At 69.2% G+C, this 24,814-nt stretch carries 22 protein-coding genes and 8 pseudogenes; 17 read left to right on the top strand and 13 right to left on the bottom strand.

Annotated features, from left to right (window positions below; genetic code table 11):
- Window positions 1–175 precede the first annotated feature (175 nt).
- From OHA19_RS34075 to OHA19_RS34020, 12 genes and pseudogenes are all read left to right on the top strand, one after another.
- Window positions 176–1,027 (top strand): alpha/beta fold hydrolase, encoded by an 852-nt coding sequence (locus OHA19_RS34075; protein ID WP_405752682.1) that lies wholly within the window; start codon window positions 176–178, stop codon window positions 1,025–1,027.
- Between the two features lie 193 nt (window positions 1,028–1,220).
- On the top strand, window positions 1,221–1,949 hold the full coding sequence (locus OHA19_RS34070) for a helix-turn-helix domain-containing protein (RefSeq protein ID WP_405752679.1): 729 nt from the start codon (window positions 1,221–1,223) through the stop codon (window positions 1,947–1,949).
- 190 nt (window positions 1,950–2,139) lie between these two features.
- Window positions 2,140–3,111: an alpha/beta hydrolase gene (locus OHA19_RS34065; protein ID WP_405752677.1), complete on the top strand. Its 972-nt coding sequence runs from the start codon at window positions 2,140–2,142 to the stop codon at window positions 3,109–3,111.
- Between the two features lie 17 nt (window positions 3,112–3,128).
- Window positions 3,129–3,851, top strand: a complete 723-nt coding sequence (locus OHA19_RS34060) for an alpha/beta fold hydrolase (protein WP_405752675.1) — start codon at window positions 3,129–3,131, stop codon at window positions 3,849–3,851.
- Between the two features lie 359 nt (window positions 3,852–4,210).
- Window positions 4,211–5,086: an alpha/beta fold hydrolase gene (locus OHA19_RS34055; protein WP_405752673.1), complete on the top strand. Its 876-nt coding sequence runs from the start codon at window positions 4,211–4,213 to the stop codon at window positions 5,084–5,086.
- Between the two features lie 399 nt (window positions 5,087–5,485).
- Entirely contained in the window at window positions 5,486–6,211 is a 726-nt protein-coding gene (locus OHA19_RS34050; RefSeq protein WP_405752670.1) for an alpha/beta fold hydrolase, read from the top strand.
- 82 nt (window positions 6,212–6,293) lie between these two features.
- Window positions 6,294–7,157, top strand: a complete 864-nt coding sequence (locus OHA19_RS34045; RefSeq protein WP_405752668.1) for an alpha/beta fold hydrolase — start codon at window positions 6,294–6,296, stop codon at window positions 7,155–7,157.
- 168 nt (window positions 7,158–7,325) lie between these two features.
- On the top strand, window positions 7,326–7,538 hold the full coding sequence (locus OHA19_RS34040; protein ID WP_405752665.1) for a hypothetical protein: 213 nt from the start codon (window positions 7,326–7,328) through the stop codon (window positions 7,536–7,538).
- Window positions 7,539–7,655: 117 nt separating this feature from the next.
- Window positions 7,656–8,630 (top strand): hypothetical protein, encoded by a 975-nt coding sequence (locus OHA19_RS34035; RefSeq protein WP_405752663.1) that lies wholly within the window; start codon window positions 7,656–7,658, stop codon window positions 8,628–8,630.
- A 206-nt stretch (window positions 8,631–8,836) separates the two neighbouring features.
- Window positions 8,837–8,980 (top strand): annotated as a pseudogene (locus OHA19_RS34030) (dehydratase); the annotation flags it as partial.
- Between the two features lie 100 nt (window positions 8,981–9,080).
- On the top strand, window positions 9,081–9,281 hold the full coding sequence (locus OHA19_RS34025) for a hypothetical protein (protein ID WP_405752660.1): 201 nt from the start codon (window positions 9,081–9,083) through the stop codon (window positions 9,279–9,281).
- A 190-nt stretch (window positions 9,282–9,471) separates the two neighbouring features.
- Window positions 9,472–9,957 (top strand): DUF4232 domain-containing protein, encoded by a 486-nt coding sequence (locus OHA19_RS34020; protein WP_405752658.1) that lies wholly within the window; start codon window positions 9,472–9,474, stop codon window positions 9,955–9,957.
- A gap of 351 nt (window positions 9,958–10,308) precedes the next feature.
- Here the strand turns inward: OHA19_RS34020 and OHA19_RS34015 are convergent.
- The 3 pseudogenes from OHA19_RS34015 to OHA19_RS34005 form a co-directional block, all read right to left on the bottom strand.
- A pseudogene (locus OHA19_RS34015) lies at window positions 10,309–10,618 on the bottom strand (GNAT family N-acetyltransferase).
- 46 nt (window positions 10,619–10,664) lie between these two features.
- Window positions 10,665–11,235 (bottom strand): annotated as a pseudogene (locus OHA19_RS34010) (pirin family protein); the annotation flags it as partial.
- Between the two features lie 24 nt (window positions 11,236–11,259).
- A pseudogene (locus tag OHA19_RS34005) lies at window positions 11,260–11,415 on the bottom strand (hypothetical protein); the annotation flags it as partial.
- Window positions 11,416–11,670: 255 nt separating this feature from the next.
- Here OHA19_RS34005 and OHA19_RS34000 point away from each other — a divergent pair.
- A pseudogene (locus OHA19_RS34000) lies at window positions 11,671–11,718 on the top strand (hypothetical protein); the annotation flags it as partial.
- Between the two features lie 20 nt (window positions 11,719–11,738).
- On the opposite strand, the gene OHA19_RS33995 reads toward OHA19_RS34000, so the two are convergent.
- Both OHA19_RS33995 and OHA19_RS33990 read right to left on the bottom strand, forming a co-directional pair.
- Window positions 11,739–13,478 (bottom strand): MFS transporter, encoded by a 1,740-nt coding sequence (locus OHA19_RS33995; protein ID WP_405752655.1) that lies wholly within the window; start codon window positions 13,476–13,478, stop codon window positions 11,739–11,741.
- A 184-nt stretch (window positions 13,479–13,662) separates the two neighbouring features.
- Window positions 13,663–13,971, bottom strand: a complete 309-nt coding sequence (locus OHA19_RS33990; RefSeq protein ID WP_405752653.1) for a hypothetical protein — start codon at window positions 13,969–13,971, stop codon at window positions 13,663–13,665.
- A gap of 526 nt (window positions 13,972–14,497) precedes the next feature.
- Here OHA19_RS33990 and OHA19_RS33985 point away from each other — a divergent pair.
- Window positions 14,498–14,635: pseudogene (locus tag OHA19_RS33985) on the top strand (alpha/beta hydrolase); the annotation flags it as partial.
- Window positions 14,636–14,728: 93 nt separating this feature from the next.
- On the opposite strand, the gene OHA19_RS33980 reads toward OHA19_RS33985, so the two are convergent.
- On the bottom strand, window positions 14,729–15,871 hold the full coding sequence (locus tag OHA19_RS33980; protein ID WP_405752650.1) for a low temperature requirement protein A: 1,143 nt from the start codon (window positions 15,869–15,871) through the stop codon (window positions 14,729–14,731).
- A 50-nt stretch (window positions 15,872–15,921) separates the two neighbouring features.
- The gene (locus OHA19_RS33975; protein WP_405752647.1) at window positions 15,922–17,289 is read right to left on the bottom strand and encodes a dihydrolipoyl dehydrogenase family protein; all 1,368 of its coding nucleotides are present in this window, start codon (window positions 17,287–17,289) and stop codon (window positions 15,922–15,924) included.
- A 242-nt stretch (window positions 17,290–17,531) separates the two neighbouring features.
- Between OHA19_RS33975 and OHA19_RS33970 the strand changes: the two genes are divergently transcribed.
- Both OHA19_RS33970 and OHA19_RS33965 read left to right on the top strand, forming a co-directional pair.
- Window positions 17,532–18,110 carry a Dps family protein gene (locus OHA19_RS33970; RefSeq protein WP_392188338.1) on the top strand — a complete coding sequence of 193 codons (579 nt, stop codon included), beginning with the start codon at window positions 17,532–17,534 and terminating at the stop codon, window positions 18,108–18,110.
- 152 nt (window positions 18,111–18,262) lie between these two features.
- Window positions 18,263–18,829, top strand: coding sequence for a LysR family transcriptional regulator (locus OHA19_RS33965; RefSeq protein WP_405753343.1), 567 nt, complete (start codon window positions 18,263–18,265; stop codon window positions 18,827–18,829).
- Here OHA19_RS33965 and OHA19_RS33960 read toward each other — a convergent pair.
- Window positions 18,769–19,164 (bottom strand): annotated as a pseudogene (locus tag OHA19_RS33960) (HEAT repeat domain-containing protein); the annotation flags it as partial. The gene OHA19_RS33965 and the pseudogene OHA19_RS33960 overlap by 61 nt on opposite strands.
- A gap of 193 nt (window positions 19,165–19,357) precedes the next feature.
- On the opposite strand from OHA19_RS33960, the pseudogene OHA19_RS33955 reads away from it, so the two are divergent.
- Window positions 19,358–19,516, top strand: a pseudogene (locus OHA19_RS33955) (IS5/IS1182 family transposase); the annotation flags it as partial.
- Window positions 19,517–20,016: 500 nt separating this feature from the next.
- Here the strand turns inward: OHA19_RS33955 and OHA19_RS33950 are convergent.
- The 5 genes from OHA19_RS33950 to OHA19_RS33930 form a co-directional block, all read right to left on the bottom strand.
- The gene (locus tag OHA19_RS33950) at window positions 20,017–20,142 is read right to left on the bottom strand and encodes a hypothetical protein (protein ID WP_351073232.1); all 126 of its coding nucleotides are present in this window, start codon (window positions 20,140–20,142) and stop codon (window positions 20,017–20,019) included.
- Window positions 20,143–20,229: 87 nt separating this feature from the next.
- Window positions 20,230–21,234, bottom strand: coding sequence for a ketol-acid reductoisomerase (ilvC, locus tag OHA19_RS33945; RefSeq protein WP_405710279.1), 1,005 nt, complete (start codon window positions 21,232–21,234; stop codon window positions 20,230–20,232).
- Window positions 21,235–21,386: 152 nt separating this feature from the next.
- Window positions 21,387–21,959: an acetolactate synthase small subunit gene (gene ilvN / locus OHA19_RS33940; protein WP_405710282.1), complete on the bottom strand. Its 573-nt coding sequence runs from the start codon at window positions 21,957–21,959 to the stop codon at window positions 21,387–21,389.
- Window positions 21,960–21,973: 14 nt separating this feature from the next.
- Window positions 21,974–23,878 carry an acetolactate synthase large subunit gene (locus OHA19_RS33935; RefSeq protein ID WP_405710284.1) on the bottom strand — a complete coding sequence of 635 codons (1,905 nt, stop codon included), beginning with the start codon at window positions 23,876–23,878 and terminating at the stop codon, window positions 21,974–21,976.
- Window positions 23,879–24,014: 136 nt separating this feature from the next.
- Window positions 24,015–24,791, bottom strand: coding sequence for a 4'-phosphopantetheinyl transferase family protein (locus OHA19_RS33930; protein ID WP_405710287.1), 777 nt, complete (start codon window positions 24,789–24,791; stop codon window positions 24,015–24,017).
- Window positions 24,792–24,814 lie beyond the last annotated feature (23 nt).

Genomic DNA, 24,814 nt, shown 5'->3' with positions numbered 1-24,814 from the left:
GACGTGGTTTTCGTCGGCCAATCCCTACGGAGCGCGGTGGTGGCGACGGACCTGCTCGAACGACAATGGGTTCAGGCGCGAGCCGACTACGACGTCGGCCGGCCATCGCATGGGTTGCCGACACGGCGATGCAAGGTACGCCGTGAAGGCTTGGCAGGAGAGTGAGGCAGGGACCATGGGCGAGCTGACGACGAACGACCGCGTGCGGCTGACCTACCGGGACAGCGGGGGCGAGGGCGTTCCCCTGGTCATGCTGCATGGCTGGGGACAGACCCAGGCGATGTTCCGACACCAGATGGACGGTCTCACTCCGGCCCGCCGCGTCATCACACTGGACCTCAGGGGCCACGGGCTCTCGGATAAACCGCGGCACGGCTACCGCATTGCCCGGTTGGCCCGTGACGTCCTCGAACTCGTCGATCACCTCGACCTCGATCGTTTCGACGCGCTCGGCTGGTCGATGGGTGCCTCGGTGTGGTGGAGCTTCATCGACCAGTACGGCACCAGCCGGATCCGCCGGTTCGTCGCCGTGGACCAGCCCGCGGCCGTGGCGGCCGTTCCCTGGCTGACCCCTGAGGAGCAGCGGGACTCCGGCGCCATCTTCGATGTGGCCGGGCTACTGGAACTCGGCGCCGCACTGGCGGGCCCGGACGGCGAGCAGGTGCGTGACGACTTCGTGCGCGGCATGTTCTCCGGTGACCCCGACCGCGACCTCATCGCGTTCGTCGCCGAACAGATCAAGTCGACCCCGTCCTACGCCGGGGTGCCCCTGCTCTACGACCACTGCGCGCAGGACTGGCGCGACGTCCTTCCCCTAGTGGACGTGCCGACCCTGGTGATCGGCTGCGAGGGAAGCCATGTGAGCCCAGCCTCGCAGCAGTTCATCGCCGGCCGGATCCCTGACGCGCGGCTCCATGTCTTCCCGGCCAGTGTGGCCAACTCCCACTTCCCCTTCCTCGAAAACCCGCCTGCCTTCAACGCGGTGGTCGACACCTTCCTTTCCGAAGTGGCGGACGCGATCCCGTAAATCCCGCGCAGTACGCGGGCACTTCACCTCACATTGACGAACGACGGCACGACTGGAGCTCATAGTGACCAGGTCGGTCATTTCACGCATGCCGAAAAACGCAGAAAAGCACACTACTCAAATACCCCAAGGCGCAGATTCCGGACACTGCAGAACTCTTCCCTGGGCATCGCAGAAAGGAGATGACGCATGCTTGTACCTAGGACTCAAACGCCTCTCACCGGAGACGTTTCCTCATAGGGAGGCTCAGCCCTCCCCGGCGGCCGGTGACCTTGTTCTCCTCGACGCCCTGCGCCCCGAGCACCTGGTACGCGGCAATGAATTCGTGTTCTTCCGCATCCCCTGCTGCTATCTGGGGATCGCACAGGCCGAGGTGCGGCACCTGACGGGCCTCCAGGTCAGCGGAGCCGGCGGTGTCGCGGCACTGGTGTCGAAGTTCCTGGCCGCGCTGATCGGCGAGGACGGGCTGTGGAACTCGATGAACGGCAAGCGGCTCGCCCTCAACGCCGTGGACGTCATCGCCCTGCTCGTTGCCGAACTCCTCGCGCCCTACCGGTCCGATTCCACCGAGAACGGCAGCGAGATGCTGGCCCGCATACGGTCGTACATCGAAGAGAACCTGATGGACCCAGACCTGTCACCGGAGTCGATCGCGCGCGCCCACCACATATCCGTCCGCTACCTGCACAAACTGTTCCAGGGCGACGGTACGACGGTGAGTACGCATGTACGGCAGCGCAGGCTCGCCGCCTGCCGCCTCGACCTCGGCCGGCTGCCGAACCGCAGGCGCTCCGTGGCCGCGGTCGCGCAGAGCTGGGGCTTCGCCAGCCCCTCCCACTTCAGCCGTCTCTTCCGCCAGACCTACGGCGAGTCACCCAGCGAATGGCAGGTCTCGGCTTCCGTCCAGGAACGGAATCTCTGACACCTGCGTCCGGCACCGCCGACGGGCCACTTGAGTGCGCTACGGCGCCAGCACTGGTGCGCGGGCGCGTCATCCGAGGAGCCACGGCGTCTTAGCGTGGCGCCGTGAGCCGCGAGACGCTCCGTCGCGCGCGGCCCTTCCCCCTTCCTGCCGGCAGGTCCGGCACACCATCGGAAACAAGGAGTTCGGTATGTCCCACACTGTCGAGCCGGTGCAGCCGGTGCTGGAGACGGCGGCAGCTGCTTTCGCCGAAGCGACCGCCAATCCGCCCTATCTGTTCGACCTGCCGCCCGCCGAGGGCCGTAAGGCAGTCGACGAGGTGCAGTCCGGCGAGATCGACAAGCCGCAGATCGACGAGGAATGGATCACCGTCCCGGGCGGTCCGACGGGCAGTGTCCGCGCACGCATCGTGCGCCCCGCCGGCGTGGAAGGGGCCCTGCCGGTGATCCTCTACATCCACGGCGCGGGCTGGGTGTTCGGCAACGCCCACACTCACGACCGCCTGGTACGCGAACTCGCCGTCGGCGCGAACGCCGCCGTGGTCTTCCCCGAGTACGACCTCTCCCCCGAGGCCCGCTACCCGGTCGCCATCGAGCAGAACTACACGGTGGCCCAGTGGGTCGTGACCCAGGGCGCGGCCAGGGGACTGGACGGTTCGCGGCTGGCCGTGGCCGGTGACTCCGTCGGCGGCAACATGACCGCTGCCCTCACCCTCATGGCCAAGCAGCGCGGCGACGTCCGCATCGCCCACCAGGTCCTCTTCTACCCGGTCACCGACGCGAGCTTCGACACCGGCTCCTACCACCAGTTCGCCACCGGCTACTTCCTGCGCCGCGACGGCATGCAGTGGTTCTGGGACCAGTACACGACCGACGAGGCCGAGCGCGCCCAGATCACCGCTTCCCCGCTGCGCGCCACCACCGAGCCGCTCACCGGCCTGCCCCCGGCCCTGGTCATCACCGCCGAAGCCGACGTCCTGCGCGACGAGGGCGAGGCCTACGCCAACAAGCTCCGCGAAGCCGGCGTGCCCGTCACCGCCGTCCGATTCCAGGGCATCATCCACGACTTCGTCATGCTCAACGCCCTGCGCGAGACCCACGCCGCCCAAGCCGCCATCACGCTGGCCGCCGACAACCTGCTCACCGCGCTGAACACGGTGTGAGAAGAGAGAGTCCACACATGTCTCCTGCTCCTCCCACGGTCGTCCTCGTGCACGGCGCCTTCACCGACGCGGCGGGCTGGCTCGGCGTGATCGACGAACTCCAGCGCGACGGCATCGCGGTCCTCGCGGTGGCCAACCCACTGCGCGGCCTGACCTGCGACGCCGCCTACCTGGCCTCTGTGGTCTCCCAGATCGACGGTCCGGTCATCCTGGTCGGCCACTCCTACGGCGGTGCGCTGATCACCGTGGCGGGCACTGCGGACAACGTCGTCGGACTCGTCTACGTTGCTGCCTACGCCCTCGAAGAGGGCGAGAGCCTCAGCGAGTTGCAGGACCGCTTTCCCGCTTCTCCGCTCGTCGGCAGCCTGAAGCAGTGGACCTACCCGGCCGACGGAGGGAAGATCGCCACCGAGGTCAGCATCGCCCCGGAGGCATTCCCCTCAGTCTTCGCCGCCGACGTCTCCCCGTCCATCGTCAGGGTGCTGGCTGCTACCCAACGTCCGCTGGCCACCTCGACGTTCACCGAGGCGGCCTCTGCGGCGGCCTGGCGGACGAAGCCTTGCTGGGCGCTCGTGGCCGGCGCGGACCAGGCGATCAATCCCGAGGTCGAACGCTTCGGAGCCAAGCGGGCCGGGGCGACAACCGTCGAACTGGAAGGCGCTTCCCACGCGGTCGCCGTCTCCCGGCCGACGGCGGTGGCGGACCTGATCCGCGATGCCGTTCGCGCGACGAGTGGTTGATGCACGCGGCCGCAGGACGTGAGAGGGCAAGGCAAGTACCTCACGTTCTGGAGGAGTTCACCGCAGGCCTCGCCCGGTAGACGGCGTACCCCCATTCGCCTGGCACGGCTCCACTCCACTTACCGGAGATCGCCAATCAGGCCGCGCACCACAGCGACGGCTTCTTCCACCACTCTCTGGTCGGCCGACCACACCAATTGCGGACGTCCAGGCAGGCCGGAACGAGCGGAAGGCCGGGGAACCGGCACGCATGAGTGAACCGTCGACGGCCGAAAGCACCGCCTCGCCGCATTGCGGCCCACCGAGTGAGAGGCCGGGCCCCGCCCGGCATGCCCATCCCCCGACCCGAGTGGACACGCATGGCAGACCTGACAGGCATGACACATCACACCGCCGTACTCAACGGGATCAAGCAGCACTGGGTGAGCGCGGGACAGGGCCCGCCGGTCTACCTGCTGCACGGCTTCCCCGAGACCTGGTACGGCTGGCGGAAGCAAATACCCGCACTGGCCGAGCGGTCCACCGTGATCGCACCGGACCTTCGCGGCTACGGAGACACGGAAAAGCCTGCCTCCGGCTACGACAAGCGGACCATGGCCAACGACATCGTCGCGCTGATGGACCATCTCGGCCACGAGCGGATCGCCCTCGTCGGCCACGACCGCGGGGCACGCGTCGGCACCCGGTTCGCCAAGGACCACCCAGAACGCATCGACCGTTTCGTGGCCATGGACAACATCCCCACCCGGGTCATCGCCGAGACCTATGACGTGAACCTCGCCCGGCAGGGCTACTGGTTCTTCACCTTCCTCGGCGTACCCGACCTCCCCGAGGCTCTGATCGCGGGCCGCGAGGAAATCTGGCTCACACACTTCTACCGCAGCTGGTCGTACGACCCCGACATGCTCACTCCCGAGGAGATCGCGGTCTACGTGCGCGCCTATCAGCAGCCCGGCGCTGTGCGGGGATCCTGCATGGACTACCGCGCGGCGCCCCAGGACGTCGCCCAGGACCAGGAGGACGCCGACCAGCTCATCGACTGCCCCGTACTGACCATGTGGGGCGAGGACTTCAGCGCCGTCGGACAGGCATACGACGTCCTGGACGTATGGAAGGGAATCGCCCGCGATGTCCGCGGCGCGCCCATCGCCCGGTGCGGGCACCTTTGCCAGGAGGAACGCCCCGACGTCGTCAACCGGGAACTCCTCGACTTCCTCGCGGACTGGAACGGCTGACCGGGGCGCCGCAGCCCGAACTCGGGGAACAGCTCAGCGGAGCGTGGGCCGGGGCCGATTGCGGCCCCGGCCCACTTCCGTGCCAGAGCAACGCCGCCCAGCCTGTGCCCGCCCGACAACGTGGGCACGCACAGGCCACAGCCAGGGCGCGGACAGGACAAACACGCCGCCCGGCGGTCCCTAGAGTTACTCACGTGTCAGCGATCTCCCGCTCGACAAGACCGCAACGCGGAGTCCGACGGGAACCCTCCGACTGAGTCCACCGCCGCCCGGTCAGTGCACACCGCAACCGATCCCGAGGCCGGCCCGCGACATCTCACGGCAAAGGGCCACCACGGTAGCCCCGACTCGGCCGACAGACCGCGCGACAGCCCACCCCATTGATGAGGGAGTTTCCCCATGCCCCGTTCCGACAAGCCGACCGTCGTCCTCGTGCACGGCGCCTTCGCCGACGCCTCCAGCTACGCCCAGGTCATCCCGCGGCTGATCGCACGCGGCCTGGACGTGGTCGCCCCGGCCGTGCCCAACCGGAGCCTGATAGGGGACGCCGCCTACGTCGCCTCCATCGTCCGGCAGATACCCGGTCCGGTCGTCCTGGTGGGCCACTCCTACGGTGGCGCGATCATCACGGTCGCCGGCACCGAGGACAACGTCAAGGCACTGGTCTACCTGGCCGGTTACGCCTTGGAGAAGGGCGAGAGCCTCGGCGAACTGCAGGGCCGCTTCCCGGACAGCGACCTTGCCGCCGCACTCGTCTACACCCCCTTCCCGATCGAGGGTTCGGCCACGCCCGGCACCGACGTGTCGGTCCGGACCGACAAGTTCCCGGCCATCTTCGCCGCCGACGTCGACCTGCGGCTCGCCGCCGTCCTCGCCGTATCCCAGCGCCCGCTGGCCGCGCAGGCCTTCGCCGACGCGGCCCCGGCCGCGGCTTGGAAGACCAAGCCTTCCTGGGGCCTGGTCGCCTCGTCCGACCACACCATCAACCCCGACGTGGAGCGCTACGGCTACCAGCGGGCCGGCATGACCACCGTCGAGGTCGACTCCTCCCACCTGGTGATGCTCGCCCACCCCGAGCGCGTCGTCGACCTGATCGAGGAAGCCGTACGGGCCACCTCCGACTGACCCCATGCGCACCCGCTCGCGCCCGTCCGACCGACCGGCCGTCACGCCACGGCCGTCTCCACCCCTTCGCAGAGAGCAAACGATGAACCCACCGATCTCACGGCGCACCGTGACCGTGTCCCTCCTGGCCGGCGCAGCCGCCCTGGGTACCGCCGGTGTCGCGCATGCCGCGCATCCCGTGCAGCCGGCGCCGGCCGACCGTTCGGCCGAACGGCACGGGCGCCCGGCCGCGCCCACCATTATCCTGATACACGGCGCGTTCGCCGACGCCTCCAGCTGGAGCGCGGTCGTCGAACGCCTGCAACGACAGGGCCACCGTGTACTGGCACCGGCCCTGCCACTGCGCGGACTGGCAAGCGACTCCGCCTACATTCGCAGCGTTCTGGACAGCGTGACCGGACCGATCGTGCTGGTGGGGCACTCCTACGGCGGAGCGGTCATCAGCCAGGCCGCGGCCGACGCCCCGCAGGTCAAGGCACTCGTTTACATAGCCGCCTTCGTTCCCGACATCGGGGAGAGCGCGCTCCAGCTCACCGACAAGTTCCCCGGCAGCACCCTGGGACAGGCCACCGCCACCCAGTACTACCCGATGCCCGACGGCGGACAGGGGGAGGAACTGGTCATCAAGAAGGACCTGTTCCGCAAACAGTTCGCGGCCGGTGTCCCCCGAGCGACCGCCCAGGTCATGGCCGCGGGACAGCGTCCGATCACCCTGGCAGCTCTCCAGGAGCCGGCCACCGCGGCCGCGTGGAAGAGGATCCCCAGCTGGTACCTCGTGGCCACCGAGGACCGCAACATCCCGCCGGCCGCCGAGCGCTGGATGGCCGAGCGCGCCCGCGCCCGCACGGTCACTGTCCGCGCCCCGCACGCAGCCTCCGTGAGCGATCCCGGCCCTGTCACCGGCCTGATCCTGCGGGCGGTCCGTTCCGTCCGCTCCGGCCACTGACCGGACGCATTCCTCGCCCACGTCGGCAACATTCCGCAAGAGGACATGGTGCCGGGACCGTGGCCGTCCGGCCGCGGTCCTCCTCCTCGCTTCCTCATGGCCGGCCTCACCTCGCGACGTGCCGCACGCGTTGCCGACCGAACACTTTGCAATGGAACGGAGAGCCGTATGGCACTGCTCGGTCCAAAACCGGGAAAGCTGCGCCCGCGGCAGACCCAGGGCCCAGCTACCGACCGGGTGCCCGACGAGCGGGCGTCCGGTACTCCCAATGCCCTGCGGGAGGACCTCGGCCGCGCACCTCAGCGCTGGCTGGCCGTCGGCGACGAGCTCGTCAGCTCCGTCCAGGGCATCGGCGAACTGCGACAACCGTTCGTCGGCTGACCTCTACAAGGTCCGCGACGCGCGGCAACTGACGTCTCAAGCGTCCCGCGCACCAGCGGCCCCAGCGGCGAAATCCCACAGCCCCCTGCAATCAGAGAGAAAGAGAAGAGAGCCCACATGCCCAGATTCCTGACAGGGACGCGCACCGGCCTCCTGGCCTCGGCCGTGGCGGCGGCCCTCGCCATGACCGCGGCCGGCCCGACGACCGCGGCCACCGCCGCCCCGACGCCGGACGTGCGCTTCGTGGCACACCTGGACATCGCCGATGGACAGCGACCGGAGAACATCACCCTGGAGCCTGGCGGCAGCGCCGTCGTCACCTTCGCCTACAGCCGCCAGGTGGCCCGCATCCACCCCGACGGCCGGGTGCACGTCCTCGCCACTCTGCCCCAGCCTCAGGCCGGCGCCGACACCCCTGCCCTCTCCTCGCCCTTCCTCGGCGGAATCGTCCGTGCCCACGACGGGACGCTGTACTTCTTGTACGCCACCGGCAGCAGCGACCTGACCGGCCTGTGGCGCCTACGCCCCGGCGGCGCCCCGCAGCGCATCGCCGCGCTCCCGGCCGACGGCCTGCCCAACGGCCTGGCCCTCGACCGGCACGAAGGCCAGCTGTACGTGGCCGACTCGGTCCTCGGCACGGTTTGGCGAGTGCCCGTGACCGGGGGCACGCCCACCCGGTGGGCCACCGCGCCCGAACTGGCAGCCGCCGGATTCCTCGGAGCCAACGGCATCAAAATCCACAACGGGGCGGTCTGGGTATCCAACCTGGACAAGGGCACCGTGCTGCGTATCCCGGTCACCCGGTACGGCATCGCCGGCCCCGTCGAGACCCGGGCCACCGGCCTGATCAACATCGACGACTTCGCGTTCACCGGCCACGGCGACACCCTCCTGGCCGCGATCAACGCGGACAACGAGGTGGCCCTGGTCAGGCCGGGCGGCAGCCACACCGTCGTGATGACCGGCGCCGACGGGCTGGAGAACCCGACCTCGCTCGCCGTACGCGGCAACACGGCCTATATCGCCAGCGGCGCCTACTTCACCAACAACGACCCCAACCTCCTGGCCGCCCGGATCAACCCCGCCCAATAAGCCGGCCCCGCGCCCGTGCCGCCGCACATGCCCGGTGCGGCGGTACGGGGCCCGTAGGCCATCAGATCTGCCGTACGACGAGCGGGTGGAGCGGCGGCCGCACGCGGCAGCACCCAACACCGCAGAAGAGGACAGAGTTGATGGACCAGTAGGACACGCAGCAGGCGGCAGCCGCCGCACCGCCCGCGTTCGACCCCGCCGCATTCCTGGTCGTCCCGGCCAGAACCTTCGAGGACCTACGCATCGGCGAAGTCTTCCGAGCCCCCAGCCGCACCCTGACAGACGCCCACGCCGCGGCCTTCCAGACAGTCTCCGCAGACAACCACCCGGTGCATTACGACGCCGAATGGGCACGCAGGCACGGCCACTCAGCACCGGTGGTGCACGGCCTGCAGGTGCTCGCCTTCACCGCGCCGGGCGCCACCCTGTTCCCCCCACTTCATCGGAGAGGTGTTCATCAGCTTCCTCGAACTGTCCTGCACCTTCCTGGCCGAAGTGCACTCCGGAGACACCCTGTACCCGGCGCTCACCATCACCGGCCTGGAGCCTCAGGGCGACAACGGTGTCGTGGTCACTGCGGCCACCATCCACAACCACCGCGGCGAACTTGTGCTGTCCGGCCAGCACAAGTACCTCCTGCGGCGTCAGTGAATCCTGAGGAAACAACGTGACACACCGTAGAACCCTCCTTGCCGCGCTCGTCTGTTGTGCCGCGCTGACCGGGTGCACGAGCCACACACCGGGCGGCGGCCCGCCTGAGGTTGGCTCCACGTCCCCGACGTCGTCCGTAGTCAGCCCAGGATCCGTCGACGGCGGCACCTCCGGTTCCTCCAGCGAGCCGATGGCGACGCCGCCCGCGTCCGGCGGCACGGGGACGACGGTGCCATCTCCGACCGAACCGACGGTGAGACGCTGTCATACTTCCGAATTGAAGGCGTCCGTCGGCCCCAACCGTCCCGGAGCCGGGCAGTCAAGCTTCGCTATCGTTTTGACCAATGGATCCCGCCGCACCTGCACGCTGTACGGCGTCCCGGGCGTGGCGTTCGTCAATGGCGCCGGTGAGGCCGTCACCCCGGACCCCGAGCGATCCACCGGTCAGCAGGGACAGGCTGTGACGCTCAGCCCGGGAGACAGCGCTTGGTCGACGCTGGCATACACCAATCCAGCGATTACTGGCGCCACCGCTGTCACCCCGGCGGCGCTGCTCGTCACCCCGCCCGACGAGACTGCTCCGATCTCAATCCGCTGGACCGGGGGCAAGGTCTCCAACACAGGGAAGGCGTCGGTGCCCCGGGTGAGCCCCCTCATGCCAGGCAATGGCGCCTGACTGCGCCGAGCGCGGGAGCGGCTCCCGCAATCGGTGGTGCCGAAGCGTGGACCAGGGGCGTCCATGCGAGACGTCAACTCCCATGTGGAGACCGTACTTTCGGCAGCGTCGACTGCGCATCCGCGCCGAACCGAACCGCGGCACCGAACGTAGTCCGGTCACCGGCCGTGGCTTGAGCACATGAAACGGTCCCGTCCCCGGCAGAGCGTACGGCGGGGACGGGACCGGAACTGCCGGTGCCGGCGGTCCATGCTCATGCGGTGCTCCCGCCTTGATGTCACCGATCCCGCTCCGCCTCCGAGCCGCCGGTCCGGACGTACCGGGGCTCGGAGAAGGTGGCGGCACGGGGCGTCAGTGCTGCAGCACGGTGTCCAGCCACTTCAGGACCTCGAGGGTCACCGGTCGGTGATGCCGGCGAACTCGTCATGCTTCTTGAGCGACTTCGCCACGTAGGGGCAGACCGGCACAATGCGCTTCCCCGAGATGCGTACGTCGTTCAAGGGCCTGCCTGCTGTACGAGTATCGAGGCCAAGCCCTGTCCGGCGAAGACGTCGTCGATTTCGGTGTGGTAGAAAACGCGCTGGTCGTCGCGGTACCAGTACGCGGTGAAGCCTGCAGTTTTGCCGTCGACCAGGATTTCGTAACGGTGTTTGGGGTCCACTCACTGGACAGTCGGAGCGGCGGCAGGCTGCGTCAGCGTATACCTTTCATTGGCACGTCGGGTTCTTGCGCGGTGCGATGGTGGCGTTGGGAAGGACAGGCGCGGGAAGACGGTCGCAGTCATAACCATCGACCTTTCCGAAGCGGTCGGATGCGCTCTGCCACGCTTCCCTGGCCTCGACGATGTCTTCGTGGCTCCGGCCGATGAAATTCCACCACATGACGATCTGTTCCTCGAACGGCGTCCCGCCGAGCAGGACCACCCTCGCAGCGGTATCCGTCTCGTTCGCCAGCGTCAGTGTGTCGCTTCCCGAACCGAGGTAGCCCAACTCCGGCGGGCGCAGGATTGTTCCAGCGATACGGACATCCCCGTGGTCGACGAGTAGACCGTGCTCGAAGCCGGTGTCGATGGCGAGCGTGGTCGTCGAGCCCGGCTCAAGGATGAGTTCGGCACCGAGCAGCGGCGTGAAGGTCCGCACCGGAGAGGTGTCACCTGCCAGCGTCCCCAGGAACACCCTGACTTCGGCACCGTCCACCCGGAACGTAGTGCTGGAAGTCACGGCCGGTGTGCCGGTGTTCTTCGGGCAGCGCCAGGTGGAAGCCGATGGTGCGGGGAGACAGGTAGAGCCGGGCACCGATGTCCCGGTTGGTCAGTCCCTCTGCAGCGAGTTGGGCGATCTGCAGTTCTTGCGGCGTCAGGTCGGCCACGGCTTCGGGCGCTGCCGAAGGCGCCACGGCCACGCCCGCCGAGCGGAGTTCGGCACTCGCCTCCGAGACGGCGTTCCAGCAGCCGCGCATCGGCGACCGGCTCGGATCGCACCGACGCCTCAGGCGTCGGTGCGCAGACGCTTTCACAATCCGGACCTTCATCGAACTGCATCTGGCTGATCCGGATCTGTCGCCGGAGTCGATCGCACTCGCCCACCACATCCCCGTCCGCTATCTGCACAAGCTCTTCCAGAGCGAGGGCACGACAGTGAATCAGTTGATACGGCTGCGCCGGCTCGCAGCCTGCGGTACGAACTCGGCCGGGCACCGGATCGCAGGCTCGCCGTGGCTGCCGCGGCGCACCGTTGGGGTTTCGCCAGCGCGTCACACTTCAGCCGGGTCTTCCGGGCCGCCTACGGCATGTCGCCCAGTGAGTGGCAGGCTTCGGCGTGGGCTGACTCGGACGCGCCCGTTCCTGGCCGTTCTCCCGGTGGGCATCGACGCCCCGGGGTTGTCATCGTGTCGCCCGTCTCGGGCACCACGGGTCCTGCGGCGGCGTCGAAGGCATGGGTCACCTCCGGTGTGGTGCCCTCGACGAGCAGTCGGCGGGCCCTCTCCTCGTGACGGCGGTCGGTGGCCGTGAGCCGGCTGTGGTGCTGGGCGAGATGCTCCGACCAGGACGCGACCAGGTAGTTCTCGACGAATCGGCCCGGATCGCTGCCGTCCTGGTAGAGGCCCCAGGTGAGGGCTCCTGTGCGTCGGCGTGAACGGGCCACATGGTCCATGCAGTCGATGAAGGCGGCCCTGTTCGCGGCCACGATCCGGTACACGACGGAGACCAGCACGGGGCCGTCGGCCGGTTCGGGCTCGAACACCAGGGGTGGAACGGGCCAGTGGTCGGACGGGGACGGGTCGATGCCGTCCGTGCCGTGCAGCGGCCAGCGGCGCACACTCACCGCGCCGAGCAGCAGCAGACCGCTGCCGGCCAGAAGGGAGACGGTCAACCCCGGCCCGTCGGCCAGCGCACCCCACAGAGGTGCCGCCAGCGCCTGCCCGCCCTGGAAGACCAGGAGATAGACGGCGAGTCCCCGGGCCCTGACCCAGCCGGGCAGCCGTGCCTGGACAGCCGCGTTGAGGGTGGACAGCACGCCGATCCAGGCCAGACCGGCGGGCAGCAGCACGACCGCCGCGAGCCACGGGACCCGGACTGTGGCCAGTACCGCCAGGACTCCGGCGAAGACGAGGGCCCCTGCGGCCAGAGTGCCGTTGACGCCCAGAGCGCGGCGGATCGCGGGCAGCGCGAAGGCCCCGCCCACAGCACCGGCTCCGACCGCACCGAGCAACACCCCGTACCCGCCCGATCCCAGGCCGAGGGAGCGGCTCGCGACCAGTGGAAGCAGCGACCACAGCGCGGCCCCTCCGGGGATGAACAGCACCGTGCGCAGCAGGACTCGGCGGACGCCGGGCGCGTTCCACACGTAGCGGCGGCCGGCGTGCAGAGCCGTCAGGAGCTTCTCGCTCTGAGCAGTCGGCGGTTCCGCCCCGGGCCGTCTCCACAGTGCGAGAACGGCCGCGGTGCCGAGGTAGGAGGCGGCGTTGAAGGCGAAGACCCAGCCCGCGCCCGCTGCCGCGACCACCGCTCCCCCGAGTGCCGGGCCGAGGGCGCGAGCGAGGTTCATGTTCACGGCGCCGAGCGCGGCCGCCTGTCCCAACTGGCGGCGTTCCACGAGTTCCGGCTGGATGGCCTGCCAGGCCGGGCCCATCAGAGCGGTACCGCATCCCAGCAGGAAGGTGAGACCGAGCAGCAAAGCCGGAGTGAGCGCGTCCGCGAACGCCAGAACCGACAGCGCGGTGGAGGCGGCGAGCATGGCGAACTGAGCGGCCAGCAGCACCGTACGGCGGTCGAAACGGTCGGCCAGCACGCCAGAAGGCAGAGCCAGCAGCACGACGGGAAGACTGGACGCGGTCTGCACGAGCGTCACCAGGGCGGCGTCCTGGCCGATCAGCAGCCACTGGGCGCCCACGGTCTGCATCCAACTACCGATGTTGGAAACCAGTTGTGCGATCCACAGCGCCCGGAAGACACTCGCCGCGAGCGGGGCCCAGGCTGAATCGGACTCCGGGAAGTCTTTCGGTGGCAGTGCGGTGTTCACATCGGTCCCTAGCGGTATGGGGCACGGACACCTTTCTTCCGGCGGTGTCCCGGGTGCCGTGCGGGCGCGGCCGAGGGTGGCTGCGAGGACGGTCGCGGGTGCCCGTCGGCTGGGAGTGCAGCGTCTGTGGTCCCACGGCTCACTGACGAGGGCGTCGGCCCCTCCTGCGGGGTCGGCGCCGAGTTCACGCCTGCGGCTTGACCCGGGGGCCGTCGGAGGCCGAGAGGCGACGGGCAGCCGCGGACGTCACCACGAGCAGCACCAACGTCAGGACCAGGACCAGGACGAGTCCGGTGTGTGCCAGAAGCGCGGCGCCGGCGAGGGCTCCGAGGAATATGGCCAGTACGGACAGGATCCGCGGGCCGGACCGGAGTGCGGCCCCGCCGGCAAGCGCGCCGACGAGGAACGCGGCCATCGACACGACAGAGGCGAGCACGGGCAGGCCGTCGGCACCTGCCAGGGCGAACCCAGGGAACACCACGTTGCCGATCACGCTGGCTCCGCGGGGTTGTCGGTGGCGCTGGGCACCAGCCCACCGACCGGCATCGTAAACACCTTTCGACAACCTCCTGCGGTATGAACAGCGTCGATTTCCATCTGCATCGGCTTCCAACTGCAGCGACAGCGGCGGGCAGAGAGAGTCGGGAGAACACGCAACAATGCGTCTACGCTCAACCGAAGAGAATTCCGGGTGGGCCTTCTGTGCGATGCACAGCACCAACTCCGGCAACCTGCAACTGCTTCGCCACCAGGCTATTTCGAGCCGAAGCATCCATGTGTCCCGGCAGTGCACAGCATTCGTTCCGACAGTGCACTGCGTCTCCTGTCCATGCACTGTGGGGTCAACTCCGGTGCACCGACGGTCAATCTCCGCCGCCTTCAGGGTTTTAGTGGCGATCGAACAGCCTCGCAGATCTCCATATCTGGCATAGAGTCGCCCCGCCGGAGGGACCAGCACATCGCATGAAACTCAGGAGACTCACAGGCTTCGGCCGCCGCGTGGAGGACCAGGCGATCAACCCGAGGTCGAGCGCTTCGGAGCCAAGCGGGCCGGGGCGACGACCGTCGAGATCGAGGACGCCTCGCACGCCGTGGCCGTGTCCCGGCCCAAGGAGGTCGCCGAACTGATCCGCGATGCGGTACGCGCGACGAGCTGACGAGGCGGCGGGCGGTAAGGCGGCCGCGCGGCGGCACTCATCACACGGTGAGTGCCGCCGCGCGGCCCTTCGGTCCCGGCACAGGGTGAGATCTCACCGCGGGCTTCTGCACCGCTGATCCACCGTGACCACCACGACCAGGACCGCCAGCAGCGCACCGGCGGCGAGGGCAGGTGCCGGAAGGAAAGCGGCCAGCAGGACGCCGACGGCCGCGACGGGATACGGAATCCACTCGGCCACGGTTCCTTGATGGGGCTGGAGGTGTACGGCCCAGACGGTGATCAGGAAGACGGCCGCGGGGACGGTGACCGCCGCGCCCGCGGCCAACGGCGAGGCGTCCGTGCGTCGCGTGACGTGATCGGCGTACGCGGCCAGGCCGGCTCCCTCGGCGGTCGCCGAAGCGAAGATCAAGTAGTGGCCGTAGGCCCAGGTGAATCTCTTGCGGTGGGCCTGGTGCGTCGTGGCAAGCAGGGCGTGCGCGGATCTTGCGAAGTACAGCCACCACATGGCGTAGGCCATGAACAGGCCACCGGCCGCCACCGCGTACAGCGAACCGGTGCCCTGGTGCCGGTCGAAGGCGCCCCGGACGGCGACGGTGGCCGCCGCGACGGACTCTCCGAGGACGATGAGGGTGAAGAGTTCGTAGCGCTCGGCAATGTGGCGCGGATGCCATGGGGTCATCCCGGCGGACTGCGCCCACACCGGGACGGAGACCTCGGCGATGATCAGCACCACAATGCCCGGCAGCCGCGCCGATGCCGGGAGACCGAGCAACCCGACCCACCCGATCTGGCATACCGTCACCCCAACGGCGAAGCGCAGTGGGGTCGGCCGCCGAGCGGGGTCGGACCACGCGGCGCGCAGCCACAGGGCGGCCAGCGCCGTGCGCAGCACGACGTATCCGATGGTGATGACCCGCAGGTCACCCTCCTCGAACGCGCGGGGAACGCCTGCGGCGAGCACGAGCGACCCCGTGATCTGGACCAACACCGTCAACCGGTACGGGACGTCGTCCGTGTCGTAGGCGGAAGCGAACCAGGTGAAGTTCATCCACGCCCACCAGATGGTGAAGAAGACCAGCGCGAAGCGCAGGACACCGGTGGCGTACTCCCCGCCGGTCAGCGCCTCGTGCAGACTCCCGGACGCCTGCGCCACCGCGATCACGAAACACAGGTCGAAGAGAAGCTCCAGCGAGGTGGCGGCCCTGTGCGGCTCGCCGGGGTCGCGGCCCGGCATGGTGCGCCATCGCCTGGGCGCCGGGGCCGCGTGGGCGATCGAGGGGCGGCTCAGCGGAGGGCTCCGAGCGCGGCCTCGACCGTCCGGTGGAAGGTGGGATACGTGTAAATCATGTGCTGGAGCCGGTCGACGGGTATCTCGGCGTGGACGGCCACGTTCAGTCCGTAGAGCACCTCGCCTCCCGCCGGCCCCGCCGACGTCGCGCCGATCAACACGCCCCGGTCCGCGTCCTCCACAAGCTTGATGAGCCCCTCGTTGCCCGGCCCGTGGATCCAGCCTCGCATGGAGAAGGCGATGGGCAGCACACTGGTGCGTACCCGCAGACCCCGCTTACGCGCCTGCCGCTCCGTCAACCCGACGGCCCCGATCTCCGGATCGGTGAAGGTGACGCGGGGCAGCGCCCGGTAGTCGGCGTCGGGACCGGGCTGCCCGAGGATGTCCCGGACGGCGATCTGCGCCTGGTACATCGACACATGGGTGAAGGCGCCTCGGCCTGTGATGTCGCCGACCGCCCACAGCCCCTCCCCCGCCCGCATCTGCCCGTCCGTGTTCACGGCTCCCGCCGTTGGATCCAGCCCCATCGTGTCGACCGCCAGCGCGGCCAGGTCGGTGTGGCGCCCGGTGGCGACCAGAAGCCGTTCGGCACGAAGCGGCTCCCCGTCACCCTCAAGGCGGACGGTGAACTCGGTGCCGTCATGGCTGACCTGCCGTGCCCGAGCACCCGTGAGTACGGTGACTCCGTCCGCCCGCAGTACCTCCGCGGCCAGCTCCCCGGCTTCCGGTTCCTCCTGCGACAGCAGCCGGTCCTGCCCCTCGATCACCGTGACCGCGCACTTGAAGCGGGCGAAGACCTGGGCGAGTTCGACACCGATGGCGCCCCCGCCGAGCACGACCATCGACTCCGGCAGCTCCTTGGCCGCCATGGCATCCCTGTTGGTCCAGTACGGCGTTGCCTCGAGGCCCGGCACCGGGGGGATCCGGGGCCGCGTGCCGGTGGCCAGCACGACACCGCGCCGGGCTTCGAACGTGCGGTCGCCGACCGCCACCCGGCGCGGCCCGGAGAGACGGCCCGTCCCCCGGACGAGCCGGCCGCCCTTGGCCGCGAGACGGCCGGCAGCGGCCTGGTCGTTCCAGTCGTCAGTGGCCTCGCCGCGGATACGCCCGGCGACCCTGCCCCAGTCCGGAGTCACGACCGCTTCGCCGGCGAGGGCGGGCACCCGGCCCGCCTCGGCGAGCAGATTCCCAGCCCGGATCATCATCTTGCTGGGCACGCACCCCCAGTACGGACACTCGCCCCCGACGAGTTCCGCCTCGACCCCCACCACGTCCAGTCCAGCTTCGGCCAGCGTGCCCGCGACGTACTCACCACCCGGCCCCAGCCCGACGACCACCACATCCGCCTGCTCGTTCGCGCTCATGCCTGCCTCTCCTCGTTCCTCGGGCTCCACGAACGTGGGCCGTCCTGCCGAGGCTAGATCGGCCGGCCGAAGGCCCGTGCCCGACAGCGCACGGGGGCTTGCCCGAAAGCGAACGCTTGGCACGGGACACCGCGCACTGTGCACTGGCGGACACCACCGCATGCGCTCCCGGTCAATGCGCCTTCGTCGGGGCACCTAGCGTCACTCGGGTACGCACAGCACGGCACCACAGGAGGCGAACCATGACCACCAGTACCAAGCCCGTGAGCAGCAGCCAGCCGTGGCTGCACCAGAGGGGCGAGGTGATCCAGGAGTTCGGCACCGTCAAGCAGTTCCCGATCGGTCTGTCCTACGAGGCGCGGATGTACTCCTGCCAGCGCCTGAACAAGGTCCTGGCGGACACTCAGATCCTCTACGGCCTCTACAAGAAGCATCACTGGCTGATGCGCGGCGCGACCTTCTACCAACTGCACCTGGTCCTCGACAAGCACGCGGGGGAGCAGCTGGAAATCGTCGATACCATCGCCGAACGCGTCCAGTCCCTGGGCGGCGTCGCGGTGGGCGACCCCAGGCACGTCGCGGAGATCACATCGATCCCGCGGCCTCCGGACGGAGTGGAGGAAGTGCCGGCGATGCTGTCACGGCTGCTGGAAGCCCACGAGACCATCCTCGTCGAGGCCCACGACGCCGCCGCCCGGACCGGTGAGCTGGGTGACGACGGCACCAACGATCTCCTGGTCTCACAGGTGATCAGGACCGGGGAACTGCAGACCTGGTTCCTGGCCGAGCATCTGGTCGACACCCCGCTCGTCCGCGCCTGAAGGATCCCGCCGGCCCGCGTCCGAAGGTGCCGGAGCGCGTGCCTGAAGGAACATAAGTCGGCCCCGGACGACGACATCGTCCGCATACGACGCAGCAAGGATCGTACATCGTCGTCTCTGTATTGGACGGAGTGCTGTTCGACCGGGAGCGGATGATGGATCTCCGGCAGATGAAGGTCGTCGTCGCGGTGGCGGATGCGGGCAGGTTCACGGCGGCGGCAAGGCGGCTGCACGTGGTCCAGTCCGCCGTGTCCAGCACGGTCCGGGGCCTCGAACGTGAGCTGGGCACGCCGTTGTTCGACCGCACGACGCACCGCGTCGCCCTGACACCGGCCGGCGAGGCGTTCGTCCCCGCCGCACGCGCGGCGCTCCGCGCCGCCGAACTGGCACGGGAGGCGGTCGACGCCGTACAGGGACAGCTGCGCGGGCGGGTGACGGTCGGCACAATGCAGGGGGTCTGGGCGGGTCTCCACCACGCCCTGGCCGCGCTGCGGGCGGAGCACCCAGGTGTGGTGGTCCAACTGAGGCAGGCGGCGGTGGCCGACATCCGGCAGGCGCTGCGCGAGGGCACGGTGGATCTGGCCGTGGTGGCGCTCGACCGCCAGCACCTGCCCGATGGCTGGACCGACTCGTGCCCGACCTGGATGTCGAGGTCGTTCTCGTCCTCGGGTACGAGGACGACCGCGACGCGCCACGCGGTCCGCGCGACCTCGTCGTAGGCGTCGCGCAGCATGTCGCGCGTGATCCAGGTCCACGCGCTCTTGTCGCCGACCTTGGAGAGCGTATGCAATGCCTGGCTGCGGGCCTGAGTGCGCTCAGAGTCGAGTTCCTGGCGAATTCGGGGCAGCGTGGTCTCCGGCAAGAGGCGAGTCAGCGCCCAGGGCAACATGTCTCGCACGAAGAAGTCCGGCCCGACCGCGCACCGCTCGACGAGCGTCTCCAGGAAGCCGGGGTCGGGGTTCGAGCCGACCGCGAGGGCCGCATGAAGCCGTACCGAAGAGTCCTCGGCGCTTAAAAGGTCGTTTTCACCTTGGATGCCCGTGTATCTATCGATTTTCGGAGTGCGGGATCGTGGCGCTGGTGAGGCTACAGGTGTGGTTGAGGCCTGTTGGCCAGGTGGGGTGACAGTAGGGGCGGGAGGCGGTCCGCGCCTGTCGCATCCCATGATGTCCAGTCTTCGGGGGTGTGCTTCCGTCGCCGTTGCCGTGCGCCTGGGCGCACTCGGTCCGGAGCGGTACGCCAGGAGCATGCCTGCGCGACGTCCGTACCCGAGTGATCTTTCCGATGTTCGCTCGGAGTTGATCGAGCCGGTCCTTGCCGCCTTGCGATTCGAGCGCCGGGGCAGGGCCGTAGACTTCGGCCGACCACCCGAGCACGACCTGCGCGACATCCTGGACGCGATCTTGCGGACCGCACAGGCGTGCAGCGGCGCTACGTCGCGTTCTCCCACAGGCGTATCACCAACACCGTCGATGCACGTGGACAACAACGCCGCCACCTGCACAAACGGCCTCGCCCTAGACCACATGGACGCCTTAAGCCCCTTCGGACAACCTGTGCCAGGTGGGACCGGTCACGGCCCAGGGCGGACAGCCGTCTCGCTATCAGTGGCCGGACGCAGCGCCTTCGAAGGGACGGGTACGCACAGGGCGGAGATCTTGGAGCCGAGATCACCCCTGGGATGCCGGCTGAGCGCCCGCTACAGTCACTCAGCGTGCCTGCGACAGCGCCAAGTTTCGTCTTCCGCCGTCCGTCACGGCAGCCCTCCTTGGGGAGAATCTGGGGAGGATCAGCGCTGATGGGGAGCGTCTGGGGAGAATCGACTACATGAGACGGCACGCCCCTGAAAGACCCTGAAAGATTCATCTGCGCTGGTCAGAGGCGGCTGAAGCTGCATCGCTCCAGGTCAGCGCGACGTGGTAGACAACTTCATGACATAGGTTCCGAGGTCGTCGGCCTCGACGATCCCGGGCAGCGATCCGCCCTCCCGCAGGGGCGTGACGTAGCGGGTCGCTGTGACTTCGGTGAGCATTGGCCCAGGCTATCCGGCGCACGGCGCGGCGCCCGGTCCCCGTGGGCGCCTTCGCGCACCGGGGGCCGGACGTCCGGGGCGTCGGTGTTACGCGTCCTCGTCGTTGACCCAGCTCATGAGCTTGCGCAGCTCGCGGCCGGTGGTCTCCAGGAGGTGGTCGCTGTCGGCCTTCTTGTACTCGTTGTACTTGGGCAGACCGTTGTGGTACTCGGCCATCCAGTTCTTGGCGAAGGTGCCGTCCTGGATCTCCGCGAGGATCTTCTTCATCTCGGCCTTGGTGGCGTCGGTGATGATCCGCGGGCCGGTGACGTAGTCGCCCCACTCGGCGGTCTCCGAGATCGACCAGCGCATCTTCTCCAGGCCGCCCTCGTACATCAGGTCCACGATGAGCTTCAGCTCGTGCAGGCACTCGAAGTAAGCGATCTCCGGCTGGTAACCGGCCTCGGTCAGCGTCTCGAAACCGGCCTTCACCAGAGCGGCGGTGCCACCGCAGAGCACGGCCTGCTCACCGAACAGGTCGGTCTCGGTCTCCTCGGTGAACGTCGTCTTGATGACGCCGGCGCGGGTGCCCCCGATGCCCTTCGCGTACGACAGGGCGAGCGCCAGGCCGTTGCCCGAGGGGTCCTGCTCGACGGCCACGATGCACGGAACGCCGCGGCCCTCCTCGTACTGACGGCGGACCAGGTGGCCCGGGCCCTTCGGGGCGACCATGCAGACGTCGACATTGGCCGGCGGCTTGATGAAGTCGAAGCGGATGTTCAGGCCATGGCCGAAGAACAGCGCGTCGCCGTCCTTGAGGTTGTCCTTGACGGACTCCTCGTAGACCTGGGCCTGGATCGGGTCCGGGACCAGGATCATGATGACGTCGGCCTCGGCCGCGGCCTCGGACGGCGTCACCACGCGCAGGCCCTGCTCCTCGGCCTTCGCCCTGGACTTCGACCCCTCGTGCAGGCCGACCCGGACGTCGACACCCGAGTCACGCAGCGACAGCGCGTGGGCGTGGCCCTGGCTGCCGTAGCCGATGACCGCGACCTTGCGGCCCTGGATGATGGACAGGTCGGCATCGTCGTCGTAGAACAACTCGGCGGGCATGGTGCTTCTCCTTGATTCCTGGAACGTGAGGGTGTGCGGACGGGAAAGAGAAAGGTGGTGGTCTGTACCGAGCGCTGCTAGGGCCTCTCGTTTGGATCATGCCGGGCTCGCGTGCCCCGGTGCCTGATCCGGCCTGATCCAAACGAAAGACCCTAGGCGCTCCGCGCGCCCGCCGTATCCTCGGTGGCCGCCGGGGTCAGTCGGATCGGCCGGGCCTCGCGGGCGGCGCGGTCGGCCAGGGCCCGGGAGCCGCGGCCGATCGCGATCGCGCCGGACTGGACGAGTTCCTTGATGCCGAAGGTGGCGAGCATCCGGAGCATCGCGTCGAGCTTGTCGCCGGAGCCGGTCGCTTCGAGGGTGACGGCGTCGGGCGAGACGTCGACGGTTCTGGCCCGGAACAGTTCGGCGATCTGGATGATCTGGGCCCGGGTGCCGTTGCCGGCGCTCACCTTGACCAGGACCAGTTCGCGCTGGACGGCGGAGTCCGCCTCCAGTTCGACGATCTTCAGGACGTTGACCAGCTTGTTGAGCTGCTTGGTGACCTGTTCCAGGGCCAGTTGGTGGTCGACCCGGACGACGATGGTGATGCGGGAGAGCTCGGGATGCTCGGTGGTGCCGACCGCGAGCGAGTCGATGTTGAAGCCGCGACGCGAGAACAGGGCGGCGACACGGGCGAGGATGCCGGGCGTGTCCTCGACCAGGACGGAGAGCGTGTGCTGGGACATGTCAGAGGGTCCTCTCAGTCGTCCGCGCAGTCGCCGAAGTCGGGGCGTACGTCGCGTGCGGCCATGATGTCGTCGTTGGAGGTGCCGGCAGGGACCATCGGCCACACCATCGCGTCCTCGTGGACGATGAAGTCCACCACGACGGGGCGGTCGTTGATCGCGTTGGCCTTGTCGATGATCGCGTCGAGCTCGTACGGGTTCTCGCAGCGCAGGCCCACACAGCCCATCGCCTCGGAGAGCTGTACGAAGTCCGGGACCCGGGTGCCGTGGTTGGTGGCGGATCCCACTCCTCGGGTCGATCCGGTGGTGGCGTTGGTGGCGCCGTCGTGCAGCACGGTGTTGGAGAACCGCGCACCGTAGAACAGGTTCTGCCACTGGCGGACCATCCCGAGCGCGCCGTTGTTGATGACCGCGACCTTGATCGGGATGTTGTTGAGTGCGCAGGTGACGAGCTCCTGGTTGGTCATCTGGAAACAGCCGTCGCCGTCGATCGCCCAGACCGTCCGCTCGGGGCGGCCGGCCTTGGCGCCCATCGCGGCCGGCACCGCATATCCCATCGTTCCGGCGCCGCCCGAGTTGAACCAGGTGCCCGGTTCCTCGTGCGGGAGGAACTGCGCCGCCCACATCTGGTGCTGGCCCACCCCGGAGGCGAACAGCGTTCCCTCCGGGGCCAGTCGGCCGATCCGCTCGATGACCTGCTGCGGGGAGAGCAGCCCGGGGTCGGCGGGCAGTTCGTAGCCGCGACGGTACGTGGCCCGCCAGTGGTTCAGCTCCCGCCACCAGGCCGGATATCGCGTCCGGGCGGCCTCGCCGACCCGCTCCTCCTCCCGTTCACCGCGCACGGCGGCGGTCAGGGCGGCCAGGACCTCGCGGGCGTCCCCGACGATCGGCACATCGGCGACCCGGTTCTTGCCGATCTCCGCAGGGTCGATGTCGGCGTGGACGACCTTGGCGTACGGGGCGAAGCTGTCCAGCCTGCCGGTGACGCGGTCGTCGAAACGGGCTCCGAGGGCGACGATCAGATCGGCCTTCTGGAGCGCGGCGACCGCCGCGACGTCCCCGTGCATTCCGGGCATGCCCACGTGCTGCGGGTGGCTGCCGGGGAAGGCGCCCAGCGCCATCAGAGTGGTGACCACGGGTGCCCCGGTCAGCTCGGCCAGGGTGCGCAGTTCGGCCGTGGCCCGTGCCTTGATGACTCCCCCGCCGACGTAGAGGACCGGGCGGCTCGACGCGCTGATGAGGCGGGCGGCCTCGCGGATCTGTTTGGCGTGCGGCTTGGTGACCGGACGGTAGCCGGGCAGGTCCGTCGTCGTCGGCCAGCGGAAGGTGGTGGCTGCCTGGAGGGCGTCCTTGGTGATGTCGATGAGCACCGGTCCGGGGCGGCCGGTCGAGGCGATGCGGAAGGCCTCGGCGACCGTGCGCGGGATGTGGTCGGCGTTCGTGACCAGGAAGTTGTGCTTGGTGATCGGCATAGTGATGCCGACGATGTCCGCCTCCTGGAAGGCGTCCGTGCCGATCGCCCTGGAGGAGACCTGACCGGTGATGGCGACCAACGGCACCGAGTCCATGTGCGCGTCCGCGATCGGGGTCACCAGGTTGGTGGCGCCCGGACCCGAGGTCGCCATGCAGACCCCCACCTTGCCTGTGGCCTGTGCGTAGCCGGTGGCCGCGTGCCCGGCGCCCTGCTCGTGGCGGACCAGGACGTGGCGGACCCGGGTCGAGTCCATCATCGGGTCGTAGGCGGGCAGGATCGATCCACCGGGAATGCCGAACACGGTTTCCGCGCCGGCCTCTTCGAGCGAGCGGATGAGCGACTGGGCGCCCGTCACGTGCTCGGCGCCGGTGTCGGGCTGCCCGGTGGTGCGGGGCAGCACTTGCGGGAGGAGGGCCGCGGGGGCCTGCTGCACAGCGTTTGACATCGTCAGTTCCAAAAGTCCGTAGGGATGTTGGCGAGGACGGATCGGTGATCGGCAGCCGCGGCGGGAGCGGCCGGGTGGTGCGTGCCCGCCGCCGGGTGATCACCGAATCGGTGCACCCGGCGGACCCGGCGGGTGGTCAGGGCGGGGTTCTTGCCGTCTGGAGCGCGTCGCAGGTGTGCCGTACGAGGTCGAGGCCGGCGAGCCTGCGGACGAGCGGACCTTCCACGGTCAGCTCGCCGCGTACCGCCACGGCCGCCGCATAGCCCCGGTCCACGGGTACGTCGAGCAGGGTCCAGCCGGACGGCGGGTACGGGCCCTCGGGGCGTCCCGAGCCGACGTAGTCGAGGGCGGGGTCGCGGCCGAGTCCTGTGCCGAGGCCCTTGAGGTAGGCCTCCTTGCGGGTCCACAGCCGGGCCAGGGCCCGGGGCCGGGCCGGCGGGCTCAGCGCCGACAGCTCGGCCTGCTCGTCCACGTGCAGCATCGCCGCGAGGTCGGCGGTGCCGTCCTCGTCCGGCACCAGTTCCACATCGACCCCGATGGGGGCCGCCGCGGTTCCGACGACGGCGAGATCGCCGCGGTGGGACAGCGAGAAGAACAGCCGGTCGTCGGCGTCGAGCACGGTGGGCCGGCCGTGCGGTCCGCCGCAGCAGGGGCAGGTGTCCCGGCCGAGGTGGACCTCCTCGGGGCGCAGGCTCAGGTACGAGCCGAGCAGCCGGCGAAGGGCGACATGCGCGGCCGTGAACCGGGTCCGGTCGGCGGCGTGCATGAGGGTGGCGGCACGTTGACGCTCGGTCGCGTCGAGTACCTGTTCGTCCAGGATGCCGATGGGGACATCCGAGACCCTCAGAAGCCAGAGGTCGAGCGAGCCGGGGGGTGGCAGCTCACGGACGACCCACGGCAGGGTTTGTTCCACGGGGTCTCTCCTGTTCGTACGAG

Origin of the sequence: Streptomyces sp. NBC_00012 (assembly GCF_045040875.1) — a bacterium.
GTDB lineage: Bacteria > Actinomycetota > Actinomycetes > Streptomycetales > Streptomycetaceae > Streptomyces.
This window is presented reverse-complemented; position numbering and strand designations above follow the sequence as displayed.